General features: G+C 46.8%; 20 protein-coding genes and 1 tRNA gene. 17 read left to right on the plus strand and 4 right to left on the minus strand.

Annotated elements, in window-relative coordinates; translation table 11 throughout:
• Positions 1-54 precede the first annotated feature (54 nt).
• The 8 genes from ureC (at position 55) to HRE53_RS22880 (ending at position 7,085) form a co-directional block, all read left to right on the plus strand.
• A complete protein-coding gene (gene ureC / locus HRE53_RS22855) occupies positions 55-1,764 on the plus strand; it encodes an urease subunit alpha (RefSeq protein ID WP_235108071.1) in 1,710 nt (569 codons plus the stop codon).
• A 201-nt stretch (positions 1,765-1,965) separates the two neighbouring features.
• Positions 1,966-2,220: a DUF6756 family protein gene (locus HRE53_RS22860; protein WP_235108072.1), complete on the plus strand. Its 255-nt coding sequence runs from the start codon at positions 1,966-1,968 to the stop codon at positions 2,218-2,220.
• Between the two features lie 94 nt (positions 2,221-2,314).
• Positions 2,315-3,349: a transposase gene (locus HRE53_RS22865; protein ID WP_235108073.1), complete on the plus strand. Its 1,035-nt coding sequence runs from the start codon at positions 2,315-2,317 to the stop codon at positions 3,347-3,349.
• Between the two features lie 179 nt (positions 3,350-3,528).
• Entirely contained in the window at positions 3,529-3,687 is a 159-nt protein-coding gene (locus tag HRE53_RS35250) for a DUF6756 family protein (RefSeq protein ID WP_396133464.1), read from the plus strand.
• Complete coding sequence (locus HRE53_RS35255) at positions 3,656-3,769, plus strand: DUF6756 family protein (protein ID WP_396133399.1); 114 nt, start codon at positions 3,656-3,658, stop codon at positions 3,767-3,769. The genes HRE53_RS35250 and HRE53_RS35255 overlap by 32 nt, the downstream gene beginning before the upstream one ends.
• A 291-nt stretch (positions 3,770-4,060) precedes the next feature.
• Complete coding sequence (locus HRE53_RS22870) at positions 4,061-4,408, plus strand: YbjQ family protein (RefSeq protein ID WP_235108074.1); 348 nt, start codon at positions 4,061-4,063, stop codon at positions 4,406-4,408.
• Between the two features lie 2 nt (positions 4,409-4,410).
• Positions 4,411-4,854, plus strand: coding sequence for a YbjQ family protein (locus tag HRE53_RS22875; RefSeq protein ID WP_235108075.1), 444 nt, complete (start codon positions 4,411-4,413; stop codon positions 4,852-4,854).
• A gap of 383 nt (positions 4,855-5,237) precedes the next feature.
• On the plus strand, positions 5,238-7,085 hold the full coding sequence (locus HRE53_RS22880; RefSeq protein ID WP_235108076.1) for a VWA domain-containing protein: 1,848 nt from the start codon (positions 5,238-5,240) through the stop codon (positions 7,083-7,085).
• A 63-nt stretch (positions 7,086-7,148) separates the two neighbouring features.
• Here the strand turns inward: HRE53_RS22880 and HRE53_RS22885 are convergent, their stop codons facing one another.
• Complete coding sequence (locus tag HRE53_RS22885) at positions 7,149-9,023, minus strand: bifunctional diguanylate cyclase/phosphodiesterase (RefSeq protein ID WP_235108077.1); 1,875 nt, start codon at positions 9,021-9,023, stop codon at positions 7,149-7,151.
• A 457-nt stretch (positions 9,024-9,480) separates the two neighbouring features.
• Here HRE53_RS22885 and HRE53_RS22890 point away from each other — a divergent pair, with 457 nt between their 5' ends.
• Positions 9,481-9,957: a methylmalonic aciduria and homocystinuria type D protein gene (locus HRE53_RS22890; RefSeq protein ID WP_235108078.1), complete on the plus strand. Its 477-nt coding sequence runs from the start codon at positions 9,481-9,483 to the stop codon at positions 9,955-9,957.
• Here the strand turns inward: HRE53_RS22890 and HRE53_RS22895 are convergent.
• Positions 9,945-11,858 carry an ABC transporter ATP-binding protein gene (locus tag HRE53_RS22895; RefSeq protein ID WP_235108079.1) on the minus strand — a complete coding sequence of 638 codons (1,914 nt, stop codon included), beginning with the start codon at positions 11,856-11,858 and terminating at the stop codon, positions 9,945-9,947. The two genes, HRE53_RS22890 and HRE53_RS22895, sit on opposite strands and share 13 nt — an antisense overlap.
• Positions 11,859-12,011: 153 nt before the next feature.
• Between HRE53_RS22895 and HRE53_RS22900 the strand changes: the two genes are divergently transcribed.
• Both HRE53_RS22900 and HRE53_RS22905 read left to right on the plus strand, forming a co-directional pair.
• Positions 12,012-13,007, plus strand: a complete 996-nt coding sequence (locus tag HRE53_RS22900; RefSeq protein ID WP_235111213.1) for a 2-hydroxyacid dehydrogenase — start codon at positions 12,012-12,014, stop codon at positions 13,005-13,007.
• Between the two features lie 94 nt (positions 13,008-13,101).
• Positions 13,102-14,736 (plus strand): alpha-D-glucose phosphate-specific phosphoglucomutase, encoded by a 1,635-nt coding sequence (locus HRE53_RS22905; protein WP_212665456.1) that lies wholly within the window; start codon positions 13,102-13,104, stop codon positions 14,734-14,736.
• Between the two features lie 81 nt (positions 14,737-14,817).
• On the opposite strand, the gene HRE53_RS22910 is transcribed toward HRE53_RS22905, so the two are convergent.
• Positions 14,818-15,438, minus strand: coding sequence for an FMN-binding negative transcriptional regulator (locus HRE53_RS22910; protein ID WP_212665457.1), 621 nt, complete (start codon positions 15,436-15,438; stop codon positions 14,818-14,820).
• A gap of 239 nt (positions 15,439-15,677) precedes the next feature.
• On the opposite strand from HRE53_RS22910, the gene HRE53_RS22915 reads away from it, so the two are divergent.
• A tRNA-Leu gene (locus tag HRE53_RS22915) sits at positions 15,678-15,758 on the plus strand.
• A gap of 80 nt (positions 15,759-15,838) precedes the next feature.
• Complete coding sequence (locus HRE53_RS22920) at positions 15,839-17,149, plus strand: CCA tRNA nucleotidyltransferase (protein ID WP_235108080.1); 1,311 nt, start codon at positions 15,839-15,841, stop codon at positions 17,147-17,149.
• Here HRE53_RS22920 and HRE53_RS22925 read toward each other — a convergent pair.
• Positions 17,133-18,179 carry a hypothetical protein gene (locus tag HRE53_RS22925; RefSeq protein WP_235108081.1) on the minus strand — a complete coding sequence of 349 codons (1,047 nt, stop codon included), beginning with the start codon at positions 18,177-18,179 and terminating at the stop codon, positions 17,133-17,135. The genes HRE53_RS22920 and HRE53_RS22925 overlap by 17 nt on opposite strands.
• A 239-nt stretch (positions 18,180-18,418) precedes the next feature.
• On the opposite strand from HRE53_RS22925, the gene HRE53_RS22930 reads away from it, so the two are divergent.
• From HRE53_RS22930 to HRE53_RS22945, 4 genes are all read left to right on the plus strand, one after another.
• Positions 18,419-18,988, plus strand: coding sequence for an ISAs1 family transposase (locus tag HRE53_RS22930; protein WP_235108082.1), 570 nt, complete (start codon positions 18,419-18,421; stop codon positions 18,986-18,988).
• Positions 18,948-19,355 (plus strand): ISAs1 family transposase, encoded by a 408-nt coding sequence (locus HRE53_RS22935; protein ID WP_235111214.1) that lies wholly within the window; start codon positions 18,948-18,950, stop codon positions 19,353-19,355. The genes HRE53_RS22930 and HRE53_RS22935 overlap by 41 nt, the downstream gene beginning before the upstream one ends.
• Before the next feature lie 543 nt (positions 19,356-19,898).
• Positions 19,899-21,140: an ISAs1 family transposase gene (locus HRE53_RS22940; protein ID WP_235108083.1), complete on the plus strand. Its 1,242-nt coding sequence runs from the start codon at positions 19,899-19,901 to the stop codon at positions 21,138-21,140.
• A gap of 513 nt (positions 21,141-21,653) precedes the next feature.
• On the plus strand, positions 21,654-21,989 hold the full coding sequence (locus HRE53_RS22945) for a hypothetical protein (RefSeq protein ID WP_212665461.1): 336 nt from the start codon (positions 21,654-21,656) through the stop codon (positions 21,987-21,989).
• Positions 21,990-22,143: the final 154 nt, after the last annotated feature.

Below are 22,143 nucleotides of genomic sequence, written 5' to 3' on the forward strand. Positions count from 1 at the left end.
AAACGTTACCGTTCGATTTAGAATTTACTGAATCAGTCTTCATAAAGGGCAGCTATGGCATATCGAATGGACCGCCGCGCCTATGCGGAAACCTATGGCCCCACGGTGGGTGATCGCATTCGTCTGGCTGATACTGAGCTGATTATTGAAGTGGAGCAAGACCACACTACCTACGGTGATGAGGTCAAGTTCGGTGGGGGTAAGGTGATTCGAGACGGTATGGGCCAATCCCCGATTACCAATGCTGATGGTGCGGTGGATACGGTGATTACCAATGCTCTAATTCTGGACTGGTGGGGCATTGTTAAAGCTGATATTGGCATTAAAGAGGGCAGGATTGCTGCCATTGGTAAGGCAGGCAATCCCTATATTCAAGATGATATTGATATTGTGATCGGTCCGGGAACAGAGGCAATCGCTGGAGAGGGGATGATTCTGACGGCGGGAGGGATTGACTCCCATATCCACTTTATTTGTCCTCAGCAAATTGAAGTTGCGATCGCATCTGGTATCACCACCATGCTCGGAGGTGGAACAGGCCCTGCAGCAGGCACCAACGCCACCACCTGCACCCCTGGCCCCTGGAATATTCACCGCATGTTGCAAGCCGCCGATGCTTTTCCCATGAATCTGGGGTTTATGGGAAAAGGCAATTCTAGCCAGCCTGCATCGTTAGTGGAACAGGTCAAAGCCGGAGCCATGGGCCTGAAACTCCATGAAGACTGGGGAACGACCCCTGCTGCTATTGATACTTGTTTGAATGTGGCCGATCAGTTCGATGTTCAAGTGGCTATTCATACGGACACGCTCAATGAAGCGGGGTTTGTAGAAAACACCATTACAGCCTTCAAAAACCGGGTCATTCACACTTATCACACGGAAGGCGCTGGTGGAGGTCATGCTCCTGACATTATCAAGGTTTGTGGAGAAGCCAATGTCCTTCCCTCTTCCACTAATCCGACCCGTCCCTACACCGTCAATACCCTGGATGAGCACTTAGATATGCTCATGGTCTGCCATCACCTTGATGCTGGTATTCCTGAAGATGTGGCCTTTGCTGAATCCAGAATTCGTCGGGAAACCATCGCTGCTGAAGATATTCTCCATGACTTGGGGGCGTTTAGTATGATTGCTTCCGACTCCCAAGCCATGGGCCGGGTGGGCGAAGTGATTATTCGCACCTGGCAGACGGGCCACAAAATGAAAGTGCAGCGGGGGCCACTCTCGGAAGATTCAGACCGTAACGACAATCACCGAGCTAAGCGTTACGTCGCTAAGTACACGATTAATCCTGCCATCACCCATGGCATTGCCGACCATGTCGGTTCGGTGGAAGTGGGTAAACTGGCCGATCTCTGTCTTTGGAAGCCTGCTATGTTTGGCGTCAAACCCGAAATGGTAATTAAAGGCGGCTTTATTGCCTGGTCTCAGATGGGGGATGCCAATGCCAGTATTCCTACACCGCAACCTGTGCATATGCGACCAATGTTTGGTGGATTTGGAGGTGCTATTGCAGCCACGTCTCTTACGTTTGTCTCCCAAGCTGCTCTAGAGGAAGGTGTGCCTGATCAGATTGGCTTGCAGAAAAACGTTGTTGCCATCTCTAATACGCGCAATCTCAGTAAGTCGGACATGAAGCTGAATGATGCACTTCCTAAAATTGATGTAGATTCAGAAACTTATGAGGTGAGGGCCGATGGAGAGCTTCTGACCTGTGAGCCTGCTACGGTGTTGCCAATGGCACAACGGTACTTTTTGTTTTAAATCAGGATTAGAGTGGAGTTTTCAAGAGTGAAGCTTTACCTTTTTTTGAGAGTGATTTTTGTTGTTGTGTTGAACCTCGAAATGATAAAGATTTGACGCCCCAAACTCAATTTTATTTTTAGCTTGCTGTTGCTTTGAAGATATTTATTTTCCTGCTTTTAGTTAATTCTTATTAGTATTTAGACTTTTAGAATGATCAGCATGGCTAAGCGAAAAGATTTTCGATTAGATATAGAACAAGCTGTGAATCGTTTAAATATTTCTGTTGAAGATTTTAAAGCGTTTGGCATATATGAGTGTGAGGATATTCTCATCAATATTCTCAATAAATTTACTGTACTGGGAAAGCAAGGGATTTATGAGAAATGGCTGTGGAATTCCTTTAAGGGAGAATGCTTTAGCATACACCCAGAATATGTACCTAAAATTTTGAGAGAACTGATCCTGATTGCCTGACAGAAGTAGGTCAAAGCCTTTATTTACATAGTTTATGAGAAAAGAGTGGAGAGACATGTGAGGCTAGATTTAATCACAAATCAGCGTTATTCAAATGTCAGGCCCCACCCAAATTTATCGTCAACTGTTTTCCTTTTTACGTCAACACAGCCATTATCGAGATTTGCGCCATCTCATTGCTCTGGGCTGGATGGTAAGCGCGTTAATCTGTAGTGAACGCTTAAGCTTATCTGCCTGGGAATCCTATGTTCCCTGCCGAGCCAGAAAAGCCCAAAGTGTCGAGCGTCGGTGGCAACGATTTATAGCCAATCAACGCATTGATATTAACAAGCTATATGTACCTCTAGTCCTGCTAGCCCTTAAGAACTGGCAATCTCATCGTCTATACCTGGCAATGGATACAACGGTGTTATGGAATGAATATTGCATGATTCATCTATCCGTCGTCTGCTGTGGCAGAGCAGTACCGTTGTTGTGGAAAGTATTAGAGCACAAGAGTGCAGCTGTCGCTTTTGAGGAATATCAACCGCTATTGCGCCAGGCCCGTTGGTTATTGCGGCAGCATCCAGATGTCATGGTGTTAGCAGATCGTGGGTTTGCGAACCATCAACTGATGAGCTGGTTACAACAGAGCCATTGGCATTACTGTCTGCGTGTCCCTTGTGATGTCCTTCTCCATGGTCCACGTCAATGTCCAAGAGAAGTCCGACAATTGTGGCCATCCAAAGGCGAAGCCCTCCTCTACCGCAATGTCGGTCTTTGGGAAGATGGCATCTATCGGTGCAATCTGGTGTTGGCTAATATCCGAGGAGTGAAAGAACCATGGGCGGTGATTACAGATGAATCACCCACGCTACAGACCTTGTGGCAATACGCTTTGAGGTTTCGGGTCGAAGAATTATTTCTCGATAGTAAGTCTGGAGTGTTTGAGCTAGAAGAGTCGAAAATTCGCTGTGCTGATGCATTAGAGAGGCTTTATCTGGTTGCTGCTGTGGCACTGCTATTCAGCACGACTCAAGGAATGGCTGTTCACATTAAAGGGCTGCGCCAACAGGTTGATCCACATTGGCGGCGAGGCATTAGTTATCTCAAAATTGGATTGCGATGGCTCAAGGGGGGTAGTCCATAAAGGACGGGAGTTGTTGATGCCAGTCCCCTTGCTCTGCCATGATCCACAACCGTGTTTTTGCGTCTAAAAAAGCTCAAAAGAAACACTACAACAAAATCTGGTTCTCTCGCATCCGCTCTTTACAGTGCAAGGCTTTATGAGCAGGGGAAGGCGAAGATCTGTCAGGCAGTCAGGAACTGATCTCTCAAGATGAGTGGGTCTGGTTCATGGCTGAAGACTGGCATAGGACAAAGCGTAAAGGAAATTATTGGCTGTACGATGGAAAGATTAATATAATTGTCGATCTTCTAGAGGAAATGTATTGTTTTGAATATTACATCGTCTCAAAAAAAATATGAGTGGATTTTGTGTGAGAATCGCTATGGCAGCTTGATCGGAGTAGGACAGATTATGAGTAACAAAATTAAAAATTTAAAGTAGTCGTGAAAAGGTATTTATTTAGCAGCTATTGAGTGTAGTATTTTTTAGAGAAAATGCTAGATGATCAACCTTTGCTGCAAATTTATTGGTACAGAATTCTTATTTGAAATTCGGGCTGAGTACTTGATGCGAGTGTGATGTCAAACGTCCACCCAATTTAATGTGATAGATATACCAGAGAGAGCCTCTACTGATGGGATAACTTGTCCCATGGGCATTATTGAGATGGGTCTTGTTGTTTGTCTAAGGATCGTAGATAAGACCTATCAAAACGCTCTAAAACTTATTTTTATGACTTACCAACGCCCATCATCCCGTGGTGCAATCATCATCACGACTCTTGAAGGAGTTCCAGGTCGAGACATCACCAAGCATTTTGGACTCGTTCAAGGTAGCACCATTCGTGCCAAGCATCTTGGTCGAGATATCGCTGCTGGCTTCAAAAACCTGGTCGGCGGCGAATTGCACGGATATACCGAATTGCTGCAAGAAGCCCGCCAAGAAGCCACGGATCGGATGTTGCAGCAGGCGGCCCAAATGGGAGCAAATGCAGTCGTGAACGTTCGTTATTCCACCTCCTCAGTTGCTCAAGGTGCAGCTGAACTGTTTGCCTATGGCACTGCCGTCAGAGTGGACTAACCATGTTTGAACTATTTATCCTACTTGGCTTGTTGCTTCTAGGCTATGTCGCAGGATCTATTATTGAGCAAAATCATTATGCGAATATCAAGGTGCGCGAGCATCGAACCCAACGCGTGCCTATTTACAACATCGGAGCGAAGCAGCCATTACCCGATGCCAAGGGAGCGAAGTTGTTTGTTGGGAGTGTTGTTATCTCATCGGATTACTACAAATCCTTTCTAGCTCAGTTCAGCAAATTGCTGGGTGGGCAAATTTTTGCTTATGACAGCTTGCTGGATCGAGGACGGCGTGAAGCTTTACTGCGAATGAAAGAAGATGCAATTCGCTGGGGAGCTAAAAAAGTGGTTAATGTGCGGATCGAAACTGCGACGATTGGCAATAGCCATGGGGATGCGGGTATTCTATCGATTGAAGTTTTTGCCTACGGGACTGGGTTGAGATAAAACCGTGGGGGGATAATGTGTTGCCAAGTGATGTTCTCTTGAATGACCTGATCTCTGGTGATTCAAAGAGATACATAATGACCCTACTTCATGAGAAATATCAGATAAAAGATTCAAATGTGTTTCACTACGTTTGGGTGAAACATAGACATATCTAAAGTCTAAAGATGCTCTATGGGGCTCCAATCTGATTTGGGGATTGGTGTTTAAGGACCAGCTCCATATTGCTAGAAATATTGCCAACGAATCGTTTTCGTCTGCTTGGAACTGTCCAAAAGGCTTGAAACTCTCCCATAGCTGGGTATCTTAGACCTATGCCCGCAAGCATGATGGCAGTGTATTTGCCTACAGAATCGCGTCAGAAATTTGGAGAGAAATAGCTAATGCTTAAGTTGAGTTACGATTTCGAACAGGCGATTCTGCCAGGAAATACTGATCTCAAAGCTAATGTACTCCTCCGTTTTGGGGCTGATTTGCCTCAATCCCCTCGTCGTGATCTCAATCTCTCCTTAGTCATCGATCGGTCTGGCTCCATGGCGGGTTGGCCCCTGCACCATGCCCTCAATGCTGCTGAATCAGTGGTGGATCAGTTAGAACCTACGGATACCCTTTCGGTGGTTGTCTATGACGACAAAGTCGATACTCCAGTCCCTCCACATGCTGTGGACGATAAAACTGCTTTGAAAACCTCGATTCGACAGGTGCGAGCTGGCGGTATTACTAACCTTTCAGGTGGATGGTTGAAGGGCTGTGAGTATGTGCAGGATAACTTTGACCCCCAGAAGATTAACCGGGTTCTACTATTAACTGATGGCCTGGCCAATATGGGGATTCGCGATCCCAAAGTCCTAACCGCCACAGCCGGACAAAAGGCGATTGAAGGGGTCGTAACCTCAACGCTGGGATTTGGTCAAAGATTCAATGAGGATCTCCTTATTAGCATGGCCAGAGCGGCCAATGGCAACTTCTACTTTATTCAGAGTATTGATGAGGCCACAGAGGTTTTTAACATTGAACTGGCGAGTTTGCGGTCCGTTGTGGGGCAAGACCTCGTCGTTACCCTTGAACTCGCGGATGGGGTGAGTTTAGTGGACACCCTCAGCTTGGCAAAAGTGAATCAGACTGACGGCGGAAACACAGAAATTACCCTAGGAGACCTATATGAGGGCGAGGATAGATGCCTTGGACTGAGTCTATCTCTGGCTGCCATTCCTCCAGGGGAATTTACGGTGATGACGCTGCACTACAGCGCCAATACTGTTCAGAATGGTGAGGTGCAGCAGGTAACTGGATCTGCCGAGGTTGTCGCTAAGCTGGGCACTGTTGAGGAAGCCGCCATGGCGGCGTCTAGCAATATCATCCTAGAACTGAGTCATCTGATGATTGCCAGGGCGAAGGCAACAGCCCTAGAGCTTGCAGAACAGGGTAAAGTCCAAGATGCAGAACAGGCACTCCAGACCCTGACTCAAGAATTGGAAGAGAAAGGGCTGAACGAGAATTTTGAAATTGCTGAAGAAATTGAGCAACTGAAATACTTCGCCAGTCGGATTGCCCAAAGAGGCTTGGGAAATTCAGGCCGTAAGGAACTTCGAGACCAGAGCTATCAGACCCTCACTCGTAACCGCAAAGATCTAGTCGGTCGAGGGGTAGAGATTGGCGATGAAGTATCTGCCATGACTGTGGTGAATGAAGTGGGGTCTGGCGTAGAGCTGCAGTGCTTCCGGCAGGGCGGGAAGTTGCGAATCAAAGCTTTGTCTGACAGCTACGATGCCCATAAGAATGTGCAATTCCCCAGAGCAATCCGAGCGGAGGGTGCTCGTTATGTTGTTGAAGGCTTGGAACTATCTAAGGATGGTAGTTTTTATCGAGTCCAAGGAAAAATTGTCCGCTTAACCAAAGCTGGAGAAGTGGATAACTTTGCAACGTCTTATCGATCCAGCCCCCCCAAGACCGGTAAGGCCTCTCGTGGGCCAGCTAGTGCTGCAGATTTGCCAACCACTGATGTTGTGGGGGATGGCGTGCTGGTGCAATGCGTGAAAGCTGGCAGCAAGTTGCGAGCTAGGGTTGTTGCCGATAATTATGAGCCAGATTGGAATATGAGATTTCCTCGTTCTGTTCGTGAGGAAGGCATGCTTTATGTGGTGGATGAAATTAAGGTTGGCCCGAATGGAAAATCCTATATTGCTTGCGGTGAAATTAAGCGATTTGTTCAACCTGCTGTCAGCAGTTAGGCTTTGATAACCGTACCAATCTCTCAAATGTATAGAAATCTGTTTGATAAAAGAAACTGCCAGCTATTGACGAGGCGAAAAGCTCTCCACAAAGTGGTAAAAGTTCTTTAAAGGCATGGGGTTAGCACAGTAAAAGCCTTGCAAGAGATGGACCTTAAGCTGTTTCATCACCTCGATATCTTCAGGCTTTTCAATTCCTTCAGCAATTACTGTGATTTTGAAACTATCCGCCATTTCTACCATGGCGGACAATACATTTTTCATACGCTGATCTTGAGTCGCACCTGCTACTAGGGATCGATCAAATTTGAGTAGATCGACGGGAAGCGTCATTACGGAGCGCAAAGAGGAATACCCCGCCCCAAAATCATCAATGGCGACCCGAACACCCAGAGTGTGGAGTCGATCGATTTGGAATCTGGCTTTAGATTCGGCTTCAATCAGTCCTCGCTCAGTGATTTCCAGAATCAGTTTGGCTGGATCAACTTGTTCTGTAAAAACTAAGTTTTCCAGATAATCAACAATCAGTCCTTCAACTAAATCCTGCGATTCCACATTGACGGTAATACAGGTCTCTTTCAATGCTGGAATCTTTTGCCACTGATGCAGACATTTCTGCGCTTGGCTAACCATCTGCTTGGCAATGTCGCTAGTTAGACCGATATTGGCTGCAATGCCAATGAATAAATCAGGAGGAATATTTTTTTGATCAAGTTGCCAGCGGGCCAGTAGCTCAACTTTGGCTATTGAACCAGTTTGATAGTCAATAATCGGTTGTCCCCAAGCTACGATCTTTTTTTCTGCTACCGCTTGTCTGAGGCTACTTTCTAGTCCTAAACGTTCCTGAGTATCCTGATGCAAAGACTCATCATAGTAAATGACCCGCCTTCGCCCAGTTTGCTTGGCCCGATACATGGCCTGATCCGCATCTTTAATGAGCTGTTCTAAGTCGGCAACATCTGCACTCGCCGTGGCTGTCCCGATACTTGCAGAAATGTAGGCTTGGCCAGCCGTTACGGTGAATGGTTGTTCTAGGGTTTGGAGGATAGTGTCTGCGATCGCAAGTAAGTCTTGCAAAGGACATCCCGGCAACACTAGAAAAAATTCATCTCCCCCTAACCGGGCTAGTAAATGAGAGCGATGGCTGATAACTTTCAGTACTCGATGACCTACTTGTTCTAGCAGTTCGTCACCTACAGTATGTCCGAGCCGATCATTGACCTCTTTAAACCGATCGAGATCAACAAACATGGCTGCTTTAGGTCCGGGGGGGAGTCCAGAAAATTGTTCTGCGAGCCCCACGCGATTGAGCAATCCCGTCAAACTATCGTTACGAGCTTGGTAGGTCAGCGTGGTGCGTAACTCCACCTCATTCATGCGAACCTGCCGAGCCGAATCTAATGCTTTGACTGCCGGGATTAGAAAAAAAATCGTACTGATACTCAGAAGCCACTGAGTAGAGGCAGCCATCAGGATAATCCCAGTTGCTAGCACTGCTTGAATGAAATACTCATTAGCAACAGTCACCATAATGGTCTGAGCTGCCAGCACAATAGCCCACAAGGTTGTTAACGTCCAAAAAAATTCCTCTCCCTGGATAAAGGCTGGCCAGTTTGCTAATGCTATTCCACAGATCCAAATCCCTCGACTAGCACTAATCACATTAACTAAGATGGGGGCTTGGTACCGATCTCGCCAGCCCACCAAGCATCGGCCTGAATGGGCAAAAAAGGTGACACCTATCCAAATGACATAGCCACTGATCCAAACGATGAACAGATTCGTGTCGACTTGAGGCCAAACAGCGACGGTGAAGGCCACCATCAATGCAATTGAGCCTTGAACAATTCGCCATCGTTCACTCACCAATCTCCGATCTACATCTCGTTGGAGAGCGGCTTGAATCGTCTGAAGATGTGGTTGATTGGAATGGTTCAAACTTTTACCGAAGCAATGCTACCCAACTCTATTGTGTTGATTAAAATATCTCATGTCGATATTCTGCGATCAGATCCACAACTGAATAGCAAAGCATGCATATAGAAATAAGCTATCCATAACAACAGTGTAAAGGATGCCCTTAAACGTGAGTTGTCGTTACAAATAATGATGCCCACGATAATTCGCTAAAGTTTTATCCACTTGTTAAAAAATAATATTTTGCCAATTAATATTCAAGTGTTTTAGCCTAGATCGCTAACTTAAGCCGCATAATCAAGCTTGAACGATATCGTTTTTTAGTGACTTTGAGGAGATTTGAATAACGGTACACAGCGACCTTAGATCTATCTGATCACTGGCAAGAATTGTTGAGATAGACAGTTTGTGAACGATTGAGGTCAATGAATTAGGTTTGGAAGTATGCTAATAGAAATGATGCAAACCGTTTCTTCCTATGGGCATCGAATATTCCGTCCATATTCCCAGTCAATTTATTAGCTCAAATGTCTGTCAGCTGCTTCCCGACTGGTTAGTCCCTGTCCTATCGGTCCTAATTGTATTCCAACACTGCCCTGTCCTCTTAGTAGAGAAAACAGCAGAAACAGAATTTCATAAACAGCAGTTGCGATCTCAATTTGTGCAAATAGGAAGATTGATTGTGTTGTCATTGCAGCATTTGGGATATCGAGCTGAGATTTTCGATCCCCGTACAGGCTATCCCATCCTTTCCCAGCCGGGGCCTGTACGATTAGATGATATTGCCGTTGTGCAAACGAGTTTGGGATATCCCCTGATAGAAACAGGAGGATGTTGGATTATTCAACATCCTCATTGGGGCAATGCCGTATTCCCGTCAGTGTTACTATCGTCTGCATCCCCAGAGGTGACCCAGTCCGTGGTGGAAAAAGTCTTAGCTGCTTACACCTGCTGACCTAGAAGCTGTAACCGATACAAGCTGGCGTAGAGTCCATCCTGTTCCATCAGTTGGTCATGGCTGCCTGACTCCGCCAAATGCCCTCGATTCAGAACCAGAATGCGATCAACATTGCGAATGGTCGATAATCGGTGGGCAATAATAATGGCGGTTCGCCCTTCGAGTAGGCGTTCCAATGCCTCTTGAATCACCGCTTCTGTACCTACATCTAAACTAGCCGTCGCTTCGTCTAGTACGAGAATTCGTGGATTCCGAATGGCAGCCCTGGCAAATGCTAGGAGTTGTTTCTGACCCCCCGAAAGATTGGTCCCTCGTTCTCGCAGCAGGGTGTGATAGCCATCCGGCAGCGCCTCAATAAACCGAGCTACATTCATCTGCTCGGCTGCTGCTTTGACTGCCTCTAGGGAATACTCTTCTCCTAGGGAGATGTTGCTTTTGACATCCCCCGCAAATAGAAATCCATCTTGGAGAATGACACCGACATGGCGTCGTAGCTCTGCCTGGGGTAAGTCCCGTACATCTACCCCATCCACTAGAATCTGGCCCTTGGAAATCTCATACAAACGGCATAGCAGACGAATGATAGAGCTTTTTCCTGCACCTGTGGGACCCACAATGGCTACTTTCTCGCCGGGATGGATGCAAAAATCCAAGTCTTTGAGTACCCAGTCTTCCTCTTTATAGGCAAAAGATACATCCGCAAACTTGACCTCCCCCAAAGGCTGATGGTTGGAATGGGCGGGCAAAATCTTGGGATGTTCTGGGTCGCGGATCTCAACGGGCTGGTTCATTAAATCATTGATGCGCTCTACTGCTGTTAGACCCGCTTGAATGGCAGTAAACTTTTCTGCCAACTGCTGCAAAGGGAAAAATAAGCGTTGGGAATACAAGATAAAGGTAGATAGGGTCCCTAGGGTAAGGGTTTCCCCCACCACCTGAATCCCTCCAATCCAGAGCACGCCTGCTACTGCAATAAAGGCAATCCACTCTAGGGTCGCTGAAACCGCTGAGTCGTAGAAAATGGTGTGATCAATAGCGGAGACATAGCGCTGATTGATTGTACGAAATAGATCAGAATTGTAGGATTCGCGCCGGAACAATTGGACAATGCTAATGCCCATAATGTTTTCTTGCAGATTGGAATTGAGGGCTGATAATTCCTCTCTAGCTTTGTAATTAGCGCTTCGATAGCGATGTTGAAAAAAGATAATCAGCCCCGTGACTGGAATGATCAATAGCACCAGCATCAATGCCAATTGCCATTGCTGCAGAAACATAAAAAGAACAATGACGAAGATGGAGAATAAGTCACTGACAATCCCCACTGCGCCGGTCGAAAATACATCTCCTAAGGCTTCCACATCACTGGTTAAGCGGGTAATGAGTTGACCAACGGGGGTGCGATCAAAGAAGCGGACCGCTAAAGACAGGACATGGGCAAATAAATCATTGCGAATATCGGCTGTAATCTCTTGCCCCACCTTTTGGACTAAATACCCTTGTCTTGACTGGAGTCCAAACCGGATAACCACCGTGATCAGTAACAGTAGGGTCAATAGGTTAATGGTTTCGGGTAGGGTTAATCCTTGTACCAAGACGGCAAGTCCCTCAACCCAGCCATTAATCAAAGTTGGCAATGCAAGATTGGCTAATCCGTTGAAAAACCAGGCCACTGCATCATAGAGCTGAGATTCACTACGGATGGCTGAAATGGCTTGACCCACCAGGATGGGTTGGATTGCTCCCGCTACGGATAAGGGAATCAACAGACTAAACACCGTTAACAGTTCCCGGCGGTACTGTCGAGCATAGGGAACGACCCTTAGAATCAGTCGCCAATCGCCTTGAGGGCGACGTTTAGATCCTGGGGATGAGGTGGAAGCTGAGGAAGAGGTCATACGTCACAGTGTAGGGTGCAATGTTACGAAGTTGCACATTCATAAAGGTCAATGGCTCTGTCCTGGATGCCCTTAACCTGGAAAGGCTTTTTAATTGCTAAGTTACAAGCAGAGACAACGATTGGAGCAGATAGGTCTCTGAGGGAGAGAATGATGAGAATTGCCATTTTTAGCAGTAAACGATACGACCAACAGTTTCTTCAAGCTGCCAATATCGAGTATGGTCATGAGCTTGTTTTTTTTGAACCTCGGTTATCCACTGCAACTGCTCCTCTGGCCAAAGACTTTCCCGTGGTTTGTGTTTTTATCAACGACCATTTGGATGCGGAAACCCTTGAAATTCTGGCAACTCAAGGCACCCAACTCGTGGCTCTGCGATCAGCAGGCTTTAACAATGTTGATGTAGCCAAGGCGACTGAACTGGGGATTACTGTTGTCCGAGTCCCTGCTTATTCACCCTATTCCGTGGCTGAGCATGCAGTGGGCATGATTTTGATGCTTAATCGGAAGCTATACAGAGCCTATAACCGAGTTCGGGATGATAATTTCTCTCTGGAAGGGCTGCTTGGGTTTGATCTCCATAACTGTCCAGTAGGGATTGTAGGAACGGGCAAAATTGGTGAATGTTTTGCCCAAATTATGAGGGGGTTTGGATGTCAGCTATTGGCCTATGATCCCTATCCAAATCCAACTTGTATTGAGCTGGGGGTAACTTACATGGCGCTGGAAGATTTACTGGCCCAATCCAAGATAGTTTCTTTGCATTGCCCCCTGATGCCGGAAACCTACCACATCATTAATGCTGAGACCTTAGGGGCATTTCAGCCTGGAACGATGTTGATTAACACTAGCCGAGGTGGACTGATTGATACCCCCGCTGTGATTGATGCGATTAAATCTGGGCAAGTGGGCTATTTAGGGATTGATGTGTATGAACAAGAAGAAAACCTATTTTTTGAAGATCTGTCTGATACGGTGATTCAGGACGATCACTTTCAACTCCTACAATCCTTTCCCAATGTTTTGATCACGGCCCATCAAGCCTTCTTTACTCGGAATGCTCTAGAAAATATTGCTAGCACCACATTGAGCAATATTGCAGATTTTGCAGCAGGGCATCCTTGCATCAATCAGGTCAAATTGACCTAGACCGGGGTATCCTAATCAACGGTTACCCCTATATTTCAGCGGCTATCAACTAGCGCTATCTAGATTTAATCAACTCTCATTAGTGCCAATATTCATGAGTATCAACACCGTCTATACCCAACCGTTTTCGGACCAAAAACCAGGAACTTCAGGACTGCGAAAGCAGGTAACAGTTTTTCAACAGTTTCATTATTTAGAGAATTTTACCCAATCCATTTTCGATAGCCTAGAAAACTACCAAGGCCAGACCCTAGTGGTGGGTGGTGATGGTCGTTTCTACAATCGACATGCGATTCAAATTATTTTGAAAATGGCTGCGGCTAATGGCTTTGGCAAGGTACTGGTAGGGCAAAACGGCATCTTGTCGACCCCTGCGGTTTCGTGTGTGATCCGCAAGAACAAAGCCTATGGGGGGATTGTCTTATCCGCGAGTCATAATCCCGGCGGCCCGGATGGTGATTTTGGTATTAAGTACAACATTGGCAATGGTGGACCGGCCCCCGAGAAGGTCACCGAGGCGATTTATGCTCGCAGTAAGGAAATCGATGTCTATCGCATCACCGAGGCGGATGATGTCAATCTCGATCAATTGGGAACGTCTCAATTAGGCGAGATGACGGTTGAGGTGATTGATGCGGTCCAAGACTATGCCCAGTTGATGGAGTCTTTGTTTGATTTTGATCGGATTCGACAGTTGTTGACCTCCGGCGGATTTAGCATCATCGTCGATTCCATGCATGCGGTTACGGGGCCTTATGCCCATGCTCTATTTGCCGATCGGCTTGGGGCGGGGGCAGATAGCGTTATGAATGGCAAACCCTTGGAAGATTTTGGGGGCGGTCACCCGGATCCTAATTTGGTCTATGCCCATGAGTTGGTTGAAGAACTGTTTGGGGAGAATGCACCTAACTTTGGAGCTGCCTCGGATGGGGATGGCGATCGCAACATGGTATTGGGGCAACGCTTCTTTGTGACCCCTAGCGATAGTCTGGCGATTCTGACGGCCAACGCTAAGCTTGTGCCAGGTTATCAGAATGGTCTGGCAGGGGTGGCGCGGTCTATGCCAACGAGTCAGGCGGTGGACCGGGTGGCGGCCAAGTTAGGCTTTGACTGCTATGAAACTCCTACGGGCTGGAAATTCTTTGGTAACCTTTTGGATGCTGACAAGGCAACCCTCTGTGGAGAGGAGAGCTTTGGCACGGGATCGAATCATGTGCGTGAGAAGGATGGTCTCTGGGCGGTGCTGTTCTGGCTAAATATCTTGGCCGTTCGGCAGCAGTCGGTGGAGGACATCGTCAAGGAGCACTGGCAGGAGTATGGCCGTAATTACTACTCGCGCCATGATTATGAAGCAGTTGACTCTGAAAAAGCCAATACCTTAATGGCGAATTTACGGGATAAGACGGCCACTTTAAAAGGTCAAAAGCTGGGCCAATATGAAGTGGAATATGCGGACGACTTTAGCTATACAGACCCGGTAGATGGTAGTGTCAGCAAAAAGCAAGGGGTTCGCATTGGCTTTACCGATGGTTCTCGTATTGTCTTTCGACTCTCCGGTACAGGCACTCAAGGGGCAACGTTACGGTTGTATGTAGAAAGCTATGAATCCGATGTCAGCAAGCAAGGACTGGACCCGCAAGATGCCCTGGCTCCATTAATTACCCTGGCTGATGAAGTGGCTCAGATCCGTACCCTTACAGGACGAGATAAGCCGACGGTGATTACCTAAGTGATGTGTCTAATCGCTCCAATGCCATGAGTTGTCCTTGGAGCGATTTGCCCATTGAGAGAGTCGCTTTGAGCGATGGACTTACTCAAGGTTTTGCTGTATTTCCTGCCCCACTGCCTGAGCATTGGGATCAGAGCTTTGTAGCAGGGCATCTGAGACATTGTGCTGCTCAATTAAGCTACGGTTTTGGCTAAGTTTATACTTGCCTTCTAGTCGGGTCACTACCATCTCAAAGCCGACGATCCCTTTCATCATGCCGGTGCGAAAGGCCTCAGACAAGTTGTGCCACTGAGATTTATAGCTGGCTTCGTAGGTATCTACCATTTCATCGATCATCTGATCCATTAGCTCTGGTGCATCTTTGAAGGTGATGATGTTAGGGGTGCCATAGGCATGGACTGCAATATAATTCCACGTAGGCACACTCTCATCCTTCTCATACAAGGTGGGAGAGATGTAAGCATGGACTCCAGAAAAAATTGCTAGGGATTCAGCGATGTCAAAGGCTTGCCAGTGGAGATTCCCTTTTGCCAGATGCCCCACTAAGGTCACTACACCGTCTGATTCATTGACAACTAGGGGAATATGGGAGGCAAACGGTACACCCTCCACGGTTGATACGAGGGTCGCGAAGCTGTGAGCTTGCATAAAGGCGACTAACTTATCAATATTGTCTTCTTGAAAGGCAGTTGGCCTGTGCATGTCAATATTGCCGTTTTTCAGCAAAAGAATAGCCACTGCTCCATCATAGATGGCAGATTTTAGCCTGGTTATATCAGTATTCTGACATCATGACGAATACTGATATAACCAGAGGATTTTTAGCTGGTACATCAAGGGCTTGAGATACCAACACCCACAGGGTTTGGGATAAATTTCATAAAACCGTTGCATTGCTGATGGGTTCTTGTATAATGGTGGAACTTTGCCTTCAAGGCCCAGGGCGGGTGGCGAAATGGTAGACGCACCACACTCAAAATGTGGCGACTTCGGTCATGAGAGTTCGAGTCTCTCCCTGCCCATTCAAAATTGATTGTCTGTTCGTAAGTTCCTTATTGGAGCTTTCTGTATGTGGCGCTTGCGAGCATATTACTAATTCTGCATGTCTATCCAATCAGTCCTTGCTCCTCAAACTTGGCCCTTTCCAGCTAGCGATTTGCCCCAATCTGCCTGTTTAGTGGGGGGATGTGTTCGGGATGCGTTACTGAATCGACAGACTGCCTATTTAGATTTGGATTTTGTCTTGCCTGAGTCTGCGGTAGAAACGGCTCATAGGGTTTCTCAAAGTTGCAATGCGGGGTTTGTGCTTCTCGATGCCGAGCGAGATATTGCTCGGGTGGTTTTCCCGGATGCAACCGCAGATTTTGCGCTGCAGGTGGGAGATTCCTTAGAAGAGGACTTGCAGCGACGGGACTATACGATTAATGCGATCGCATATCATCCCTTTTCCGATACGGTAATTGATCCCTTAGGAGGACAGCAGGATCTCGAAGCTGGTGTTCTCCGCATGATCGCAGCCAAAAACTTGGGAGAGGATCCCCTGCGATTGCTTCGGGCTTATCGGCAAGCAGCCCAATTGGGATTTACCATCGAGTCCCAGACTCAAACCCACATTTGCCAACTGACTCCAAAATTAAAGGGTATCGCTGCCGAGCGGATCAAAGTGGAGCTGAGCTATCTGCTGAGCGATTCTAAGGCGTCACCTTGGGTTCACCAGCTTTGGCAAGATGGTTTGTTAAGTACATCGTTTCCCCAGGCCTCAGCCACGGGCCTTGCTTTATTACCTGTCATCGATGAGTCTGCTAAACTCCTCCAAACATATGTCCCGGACTTAGCCACTGCCTTGTCTCAAGAACTCAATGAACGGGCCCAAGGAAAAGAAGCTGCCCAACGCACCCTCCTGTCCACTACCAAATGGGTATCACTCCTATCTGACCATCCAGCTCAGGCAGAAACAAACCTGAAACAAATGAAGTTCAGCCGAGGAGAAATCAATGTGATTACTCGGGTGTTGAATGGTTGGCCCCGTTTAAAACAGCTTCTGCAGCAGGAACACTGCCTTCGTGCTGATCAGTTTTATCTATTCCAAGACGCGGGTGCCGCGTTCCCCGCCGTTGTGATGGTGGCTTTAGCGGCTGAACTGATGCAGCAACCCTTACAAGGGGCTGAGACTCCTGCTTGTCTGCAAGCCTTAAAGCCTTGGATTGCAGAATATCTCAATCCCCTTAGCCCTTTAGCCCACCCTCAACCGCTGTTATCGGGGTCAGCCTTGATGAAGTCCCTGAGCTTATCGCCGGGGCCAGAAGTGGGGCGTTTGCTCTCACAACTGGCCCTAGCTCAAGCAGAAGGTAGCATCACCACATCAGAAGAAGCATTGAAGTTGGCCCAAACCCTAGTTAGCTCGCCTTCTTAAATGGCTGAGAACGGTTGGCCGCTACCCAAACAACAATAAAACCAAGCACAACGGAGAGTAGGCTTAACCCCATTACGCCTAAGAGGGCAAAGCCTTGACCATATCCATAGCGGCTAATTTGGCCTGCCGGTAGCATCCAATTAGGGCTGTAAATGGCTAGCCAGCCGACTCCTAAGAGGGTCATGCCCCAAACAAGTCCAAACCCCAAGGACCAGGGCCATGCTTGTAGACGAGCAGGCTTTGGGGATGTCAGTTGCTTTCCCTTTGTGTGTCCTAAACGCCAGCCTAAGCCTAAGCCTCCTAACCAAACTAAGCCCAGTAATACTTGAGAGCCGTATTTGACGGGGTAATAGGCCCATCCTACGGGGGCCTGTATTGTGAGTGCGATCTCATTACCCGGCAGCTCAGTAAACTGACCCGTCAAAACATCCCCTTTTCTCGTGAACTCAGGTGTTGTCGCAACTTGCCACTTCGGGGGTAGGTAAATAGTGACATCTAATCCGCCAAAGGCTGACCAGGCTTTAGCAGGGGCAAGGACGTAAGCAAATTGGTGATAAATCGTGGGTTTGCCTAACAAATGGGTGGCGGTTTGGGCTGAATACTGAACCTTGAGGTTCTGCTTCCTGGGAGGAATCGTGACGCTTAAGGCCATTGGGGTGACCTGAGTAGAATGGCGCAGATAATCTAAGGGCTGGTGATCAATTCCTGGCGTGTACTCTGGTGCTTCCCAATTTTGAGGTAATGGAGCATTAGGGGCAGGCTGACTGGTAATGACTTGATCGTTTAGCCAGACCTGAAAGTTTTCAGTGCCTAATGTTCCTAGGGCAAACAGTAAGTCGAGCTGTTTCTCGTCCCCTTCATTCTGGAGATGATAGACCGCTTCTACCTGGGCTAAGTCTTTTTGGGCGATGGGGCGGAGGTCGATGGTCAGGGTTTCACGGGTGATTTCGATGTCTTCAATACCAATCGGTTCGGCAGTGACCTGCCCTCCATAGGATGGTGGTCCTAGATTGGCCCAAGCGATTGGCATGAGCATTCCTACGACTATCATCCATCCAAACCATCGCCATACCCTCGTCATCACTTGCAACCCTACTGAACATCCAACCTTCTCAGGCTACTAAAACGAGTGCCTCTATAGCCTAGATTCAGTAGTAAATCTTTATGAGTTATTGGAATTTAAGACTTTACTGGAGGATAGGTTTAAGTGCAGGGCTATTTCATTCAAAAATGAGGGATGATATGCAGGCTGCACTTCTTTCATAACTTATGTCATCGCTAGCTATTGTAGATGCTTTTTCAGACCTACCAGACACTCGTCGCACCGCAGGTTTACGCCATAAACAGACCTTGTGTTTAGCCTTGTTCACCCTTGCCGTTGCAGCAGGGAATCGAGGCTTTCTTGCCATTGGTGATTGGCTCAAGTCTTACCATGACCCATTGTTGGTATTGTTCAATCCCCCCAAACAATGCTTACCGTCTTACAGTACGATTCGGCGGGTATTGCTTCGAACAGATGAAGAACGATTTTCTCAATGCCTCAGCCACTTCTTTGAGATCGTTCCTCAGTCTGGAGAAACCGTCGCGACCGATGGCAAGGTTCTCAAGCATTCGTTCCTATCTGAAACAGACAATCCTTATTGTCAGCCCCATCCCGCAATCATGATGGTCACAGGCTATGTGGTAGAGAGAGGTTTAATCTTGCCCCCTTATGAAGTGGACCAGAAGACCAATGAAATCAAGGCCTTGCCTGAAATGATTGAGCAGCTTGCTCTCAAAGGAGTGGTCTTTGCCTTTGATGCCATCAACACCCAAAAAAACAGCTCAGCTCATTGTTGACAGTGGCAATGAGTATCTCGGGGCGCTCAAAGGCAACCAGAAAGGATTACTGACTGATGTGAAAGCGCATTTTAAGCCAGAATCAACGGTTGAAACCCTGGAAAAAGGGCATGGCCGCATTGAAAAGCGAACCGTTAGTATCTGCCGTGACCTGAGTAATATTCGACAATGGCCAGGTCTCAAAACACTCATTCGGGTTGAATCACAACGCTCTGAAATCTATAACGACATGATTGTCGATACCCAAGAGACTCGCTATTACATCACGTCACTGCTGGAGGAGGTAGAACCTTTGGCACAAAGAATTCGGGGGGTATTGGGGAGTAGAAAACAAGGTCCATTATGTTCGCGATGTCACCCAAGGTGAAGATGCTTCAAGGATTCGGACCACACCCCTTATTGGCCTGTTCGTACAAGCGCGTAATCTATCACTCAATCTTTATCGAGAATATGGATTTACCAATATGGCTCAGGCAAAGCGGCGATGTGAACAATCACTAGAAGTTCTGATGGATGTTTTTAGAATGAAATAGCCCTGGGTTTAAGTGTGCCAGAGGTGATTCAAAGATTCTTGGAAGTTGGAAGAAAAAATTTTGCTCTAGCAGAATTTTTTTTAAAGATATAGGGAACAATATGGTTTGGGAATAGCTCTGGTTAATTGAATTGATTGACCAATATATTGTCAGCAACCGAAATAGGTGATTGAGTATTTTTGATTGATGATTCTATTGACTATCCCAGAAATCTCTACTTCTTTCTGCATCAGCCTTGGTGGTGCCTTTAGTAGATGTGAGAAGTTTAGGGTGTTAAGAAAAGCAATCTATTGAATTAGGGGTAAATACAGGGGCAGCGCAAGAAAAATGAAGCTGTAATATGCTATGGAACTCCATTCTGTTAAAAGGGTTTCCCCATGGCTACAGGATTCAGCAAGCCGCCTTCCTCACCAGCTTCCACTGACTCATCCTCGTCACTCCTGCCTGCCAGTGATTGCGATCAGGCTTATCAACAGTTGTCCGAGTGTTTTGAAGATTTGCCTGATCCACGGGGAGGCCAAGGTGTCCAGCATCCGTTTGTCAGCATCGTCGTGATTGGACTATTGGCAAGTTTAGGTGGCGCACAAGGGTGGGAAGACATTGAAACCTATGGTCTAAGCCATCAAGATTGGTTGTCGAGTTTTCTGAGCCTACCGTCTGGGATGCCGACAGCAGACACCTATCGACGAGTGTTTGAGCGTATTTGCCCCTCCGTTTTTGAGCGGAGTTTCAATCACTGGTTGGATCAGGTAGTGACAACCCTCGGCGCTCAAGTGATACCGATTGACGGCAAACAACTCAGAGGTTCCTATGATCGCAATCAAGACCAATCCGCATTGCATCTGGTCAGTGCTTGGGCCAGTGAGTATCGGTTATTTCTAGGACAGGTCAAAGTTGCAGACAAGAGTAACGAAATTACCGCTATTCCAGCACTGCTAGAGCTATTAGACATTGCCGGGTGCATTATTACCATTGATGCAATGGGAACTCAGCACGAGATTGCCCGCCACATTCAAGCTAAAGAGGCTGACTATGTGCTGGCCCTCAAGGAGAATCATCCCACGCTGTTTGAGCAGGTTGAGCAATGGTTTGAAACGGCTGAAGCGAATGAGTTTAAGTGCATTGAGCACAGCTATGATGCGCGGGTGGAAGCAGGGCACCATCGTCGCGAAAAACGACAAGTTTGGGCCGTGTCCCTTCAACAGATGGGTCCTCTGTACAAGCAGGCGCAGTGGAAGGGCTTGCAAACCATCGTCAAGGTCGCTCGAACCCGTCACTTGTGGAACAAAACCACCTATGAGGTGATGTTTTATATCAGTTCTCTACCGCCAAATGCTCAGCAGTTGGGCAAAGCCATCCGCCAGCATTGGTCGATTGAGAACCAACTCCACTGGGTCTTAGACGTGACCTTTGGCGAAGATGCTAGCCGCATTCGCACAGGACATGCGCCGGAAAACATGGCCATCCTGAGACGCTGGAGCATCAACCTTCTCAATCAAGAAACGTCCTTTAAGCGAAGTACCCGTCAAAAACTAAAACGGGCGAGCATGGATGAAGCGTATATGCTCAAAGTTCTAGGCGCTTCTCTTCCTTTACAGTCTAGCCTTTCAGAGGCTTGATTTTCTTGCGCTTACCCTGGGGGTAAATAAGAAACGGATGAATATACTAGGTATTGGAATCATATTATTAGTCTATACATTAGTAATTCTACTGTTTATCACTAATGCGAATAAAGTTGCCGTGTATATTAACAATACATTTAATAAAAAAAAGCAAGAAAAGAATCACGCAATGTGATGTGTTGATATATTCTGGCAGCTGGCTAATTGCCATGACTTTTTTCAGCCAACATTTCAATAGTTCAGGTAGTGGTGCTTGGGGGACAACGACTTTTGATATTTGTAGTGTTCTCTATGGGATATTTATGCTTGTTTTTTGGCTATATTAAAAAAACGTCAGTGATAGGATGCTGAGAGCGTTCAAAATCAGCTATATATTCCGATTCTTGCAGTGTCTGTATTAATTGTGGATGAACTGATAGAAATTGCTCTGCCGTTTAATTGATATATTTTTCAATCAAAAAAAAGCTATTTTAAAGAATATATGGGGATAAAAAATTTTAGTTTTTGACCATGAAAACGGTACGAGTTTTACTCAGGTTGATGTGTGGGTTCACCATACTATCCATCTTTGGTATATGGCTATATGCATTTGCGCCTATTACTGCTCCATGGGCTGAATTTGGATATTACGGTAAATTTCATCAGGTTCAGCGAATTATCCTAGAGACGCCTGAATTAAGCATTATTGACCAATGGCAACATCGTGACGTTAGCCTGGAAGACTTCGGCTTCACGGTCCAACGGAAGGATGGCTCAACTACCCAGATTGACTTTTATGATCACTCCGACCAAATGCGGCTGAGTTCAGATGAAGAAATCCGCAATTACATAGCCAGCTTTATCTAAAACTTAGCAACTAGCCCCCTATGATTTGAGAGGGGGGCAGCAATCTCACGAGCAAAAACCATCCGTTATTGATTAGGTAAAGCTGCAGTCCATCCTTCCTCTATAATCGAGACTCTGGTATTGCACTCATCCCACAGGGATGAGTTGTGATTTG

This window comes from Acaryochloris sp. 'Moss Beach' (assembly GCF_021497025.1).
In the GTDB taxonomy this organism is placed as follows: domain Bacteria; phylum Cyanobacteriota; class Cyanobacteriia; order Thermosynechococcales; family Thermosynechococcaceae; genus Acaryochloris; species Acaryochloris marina_A.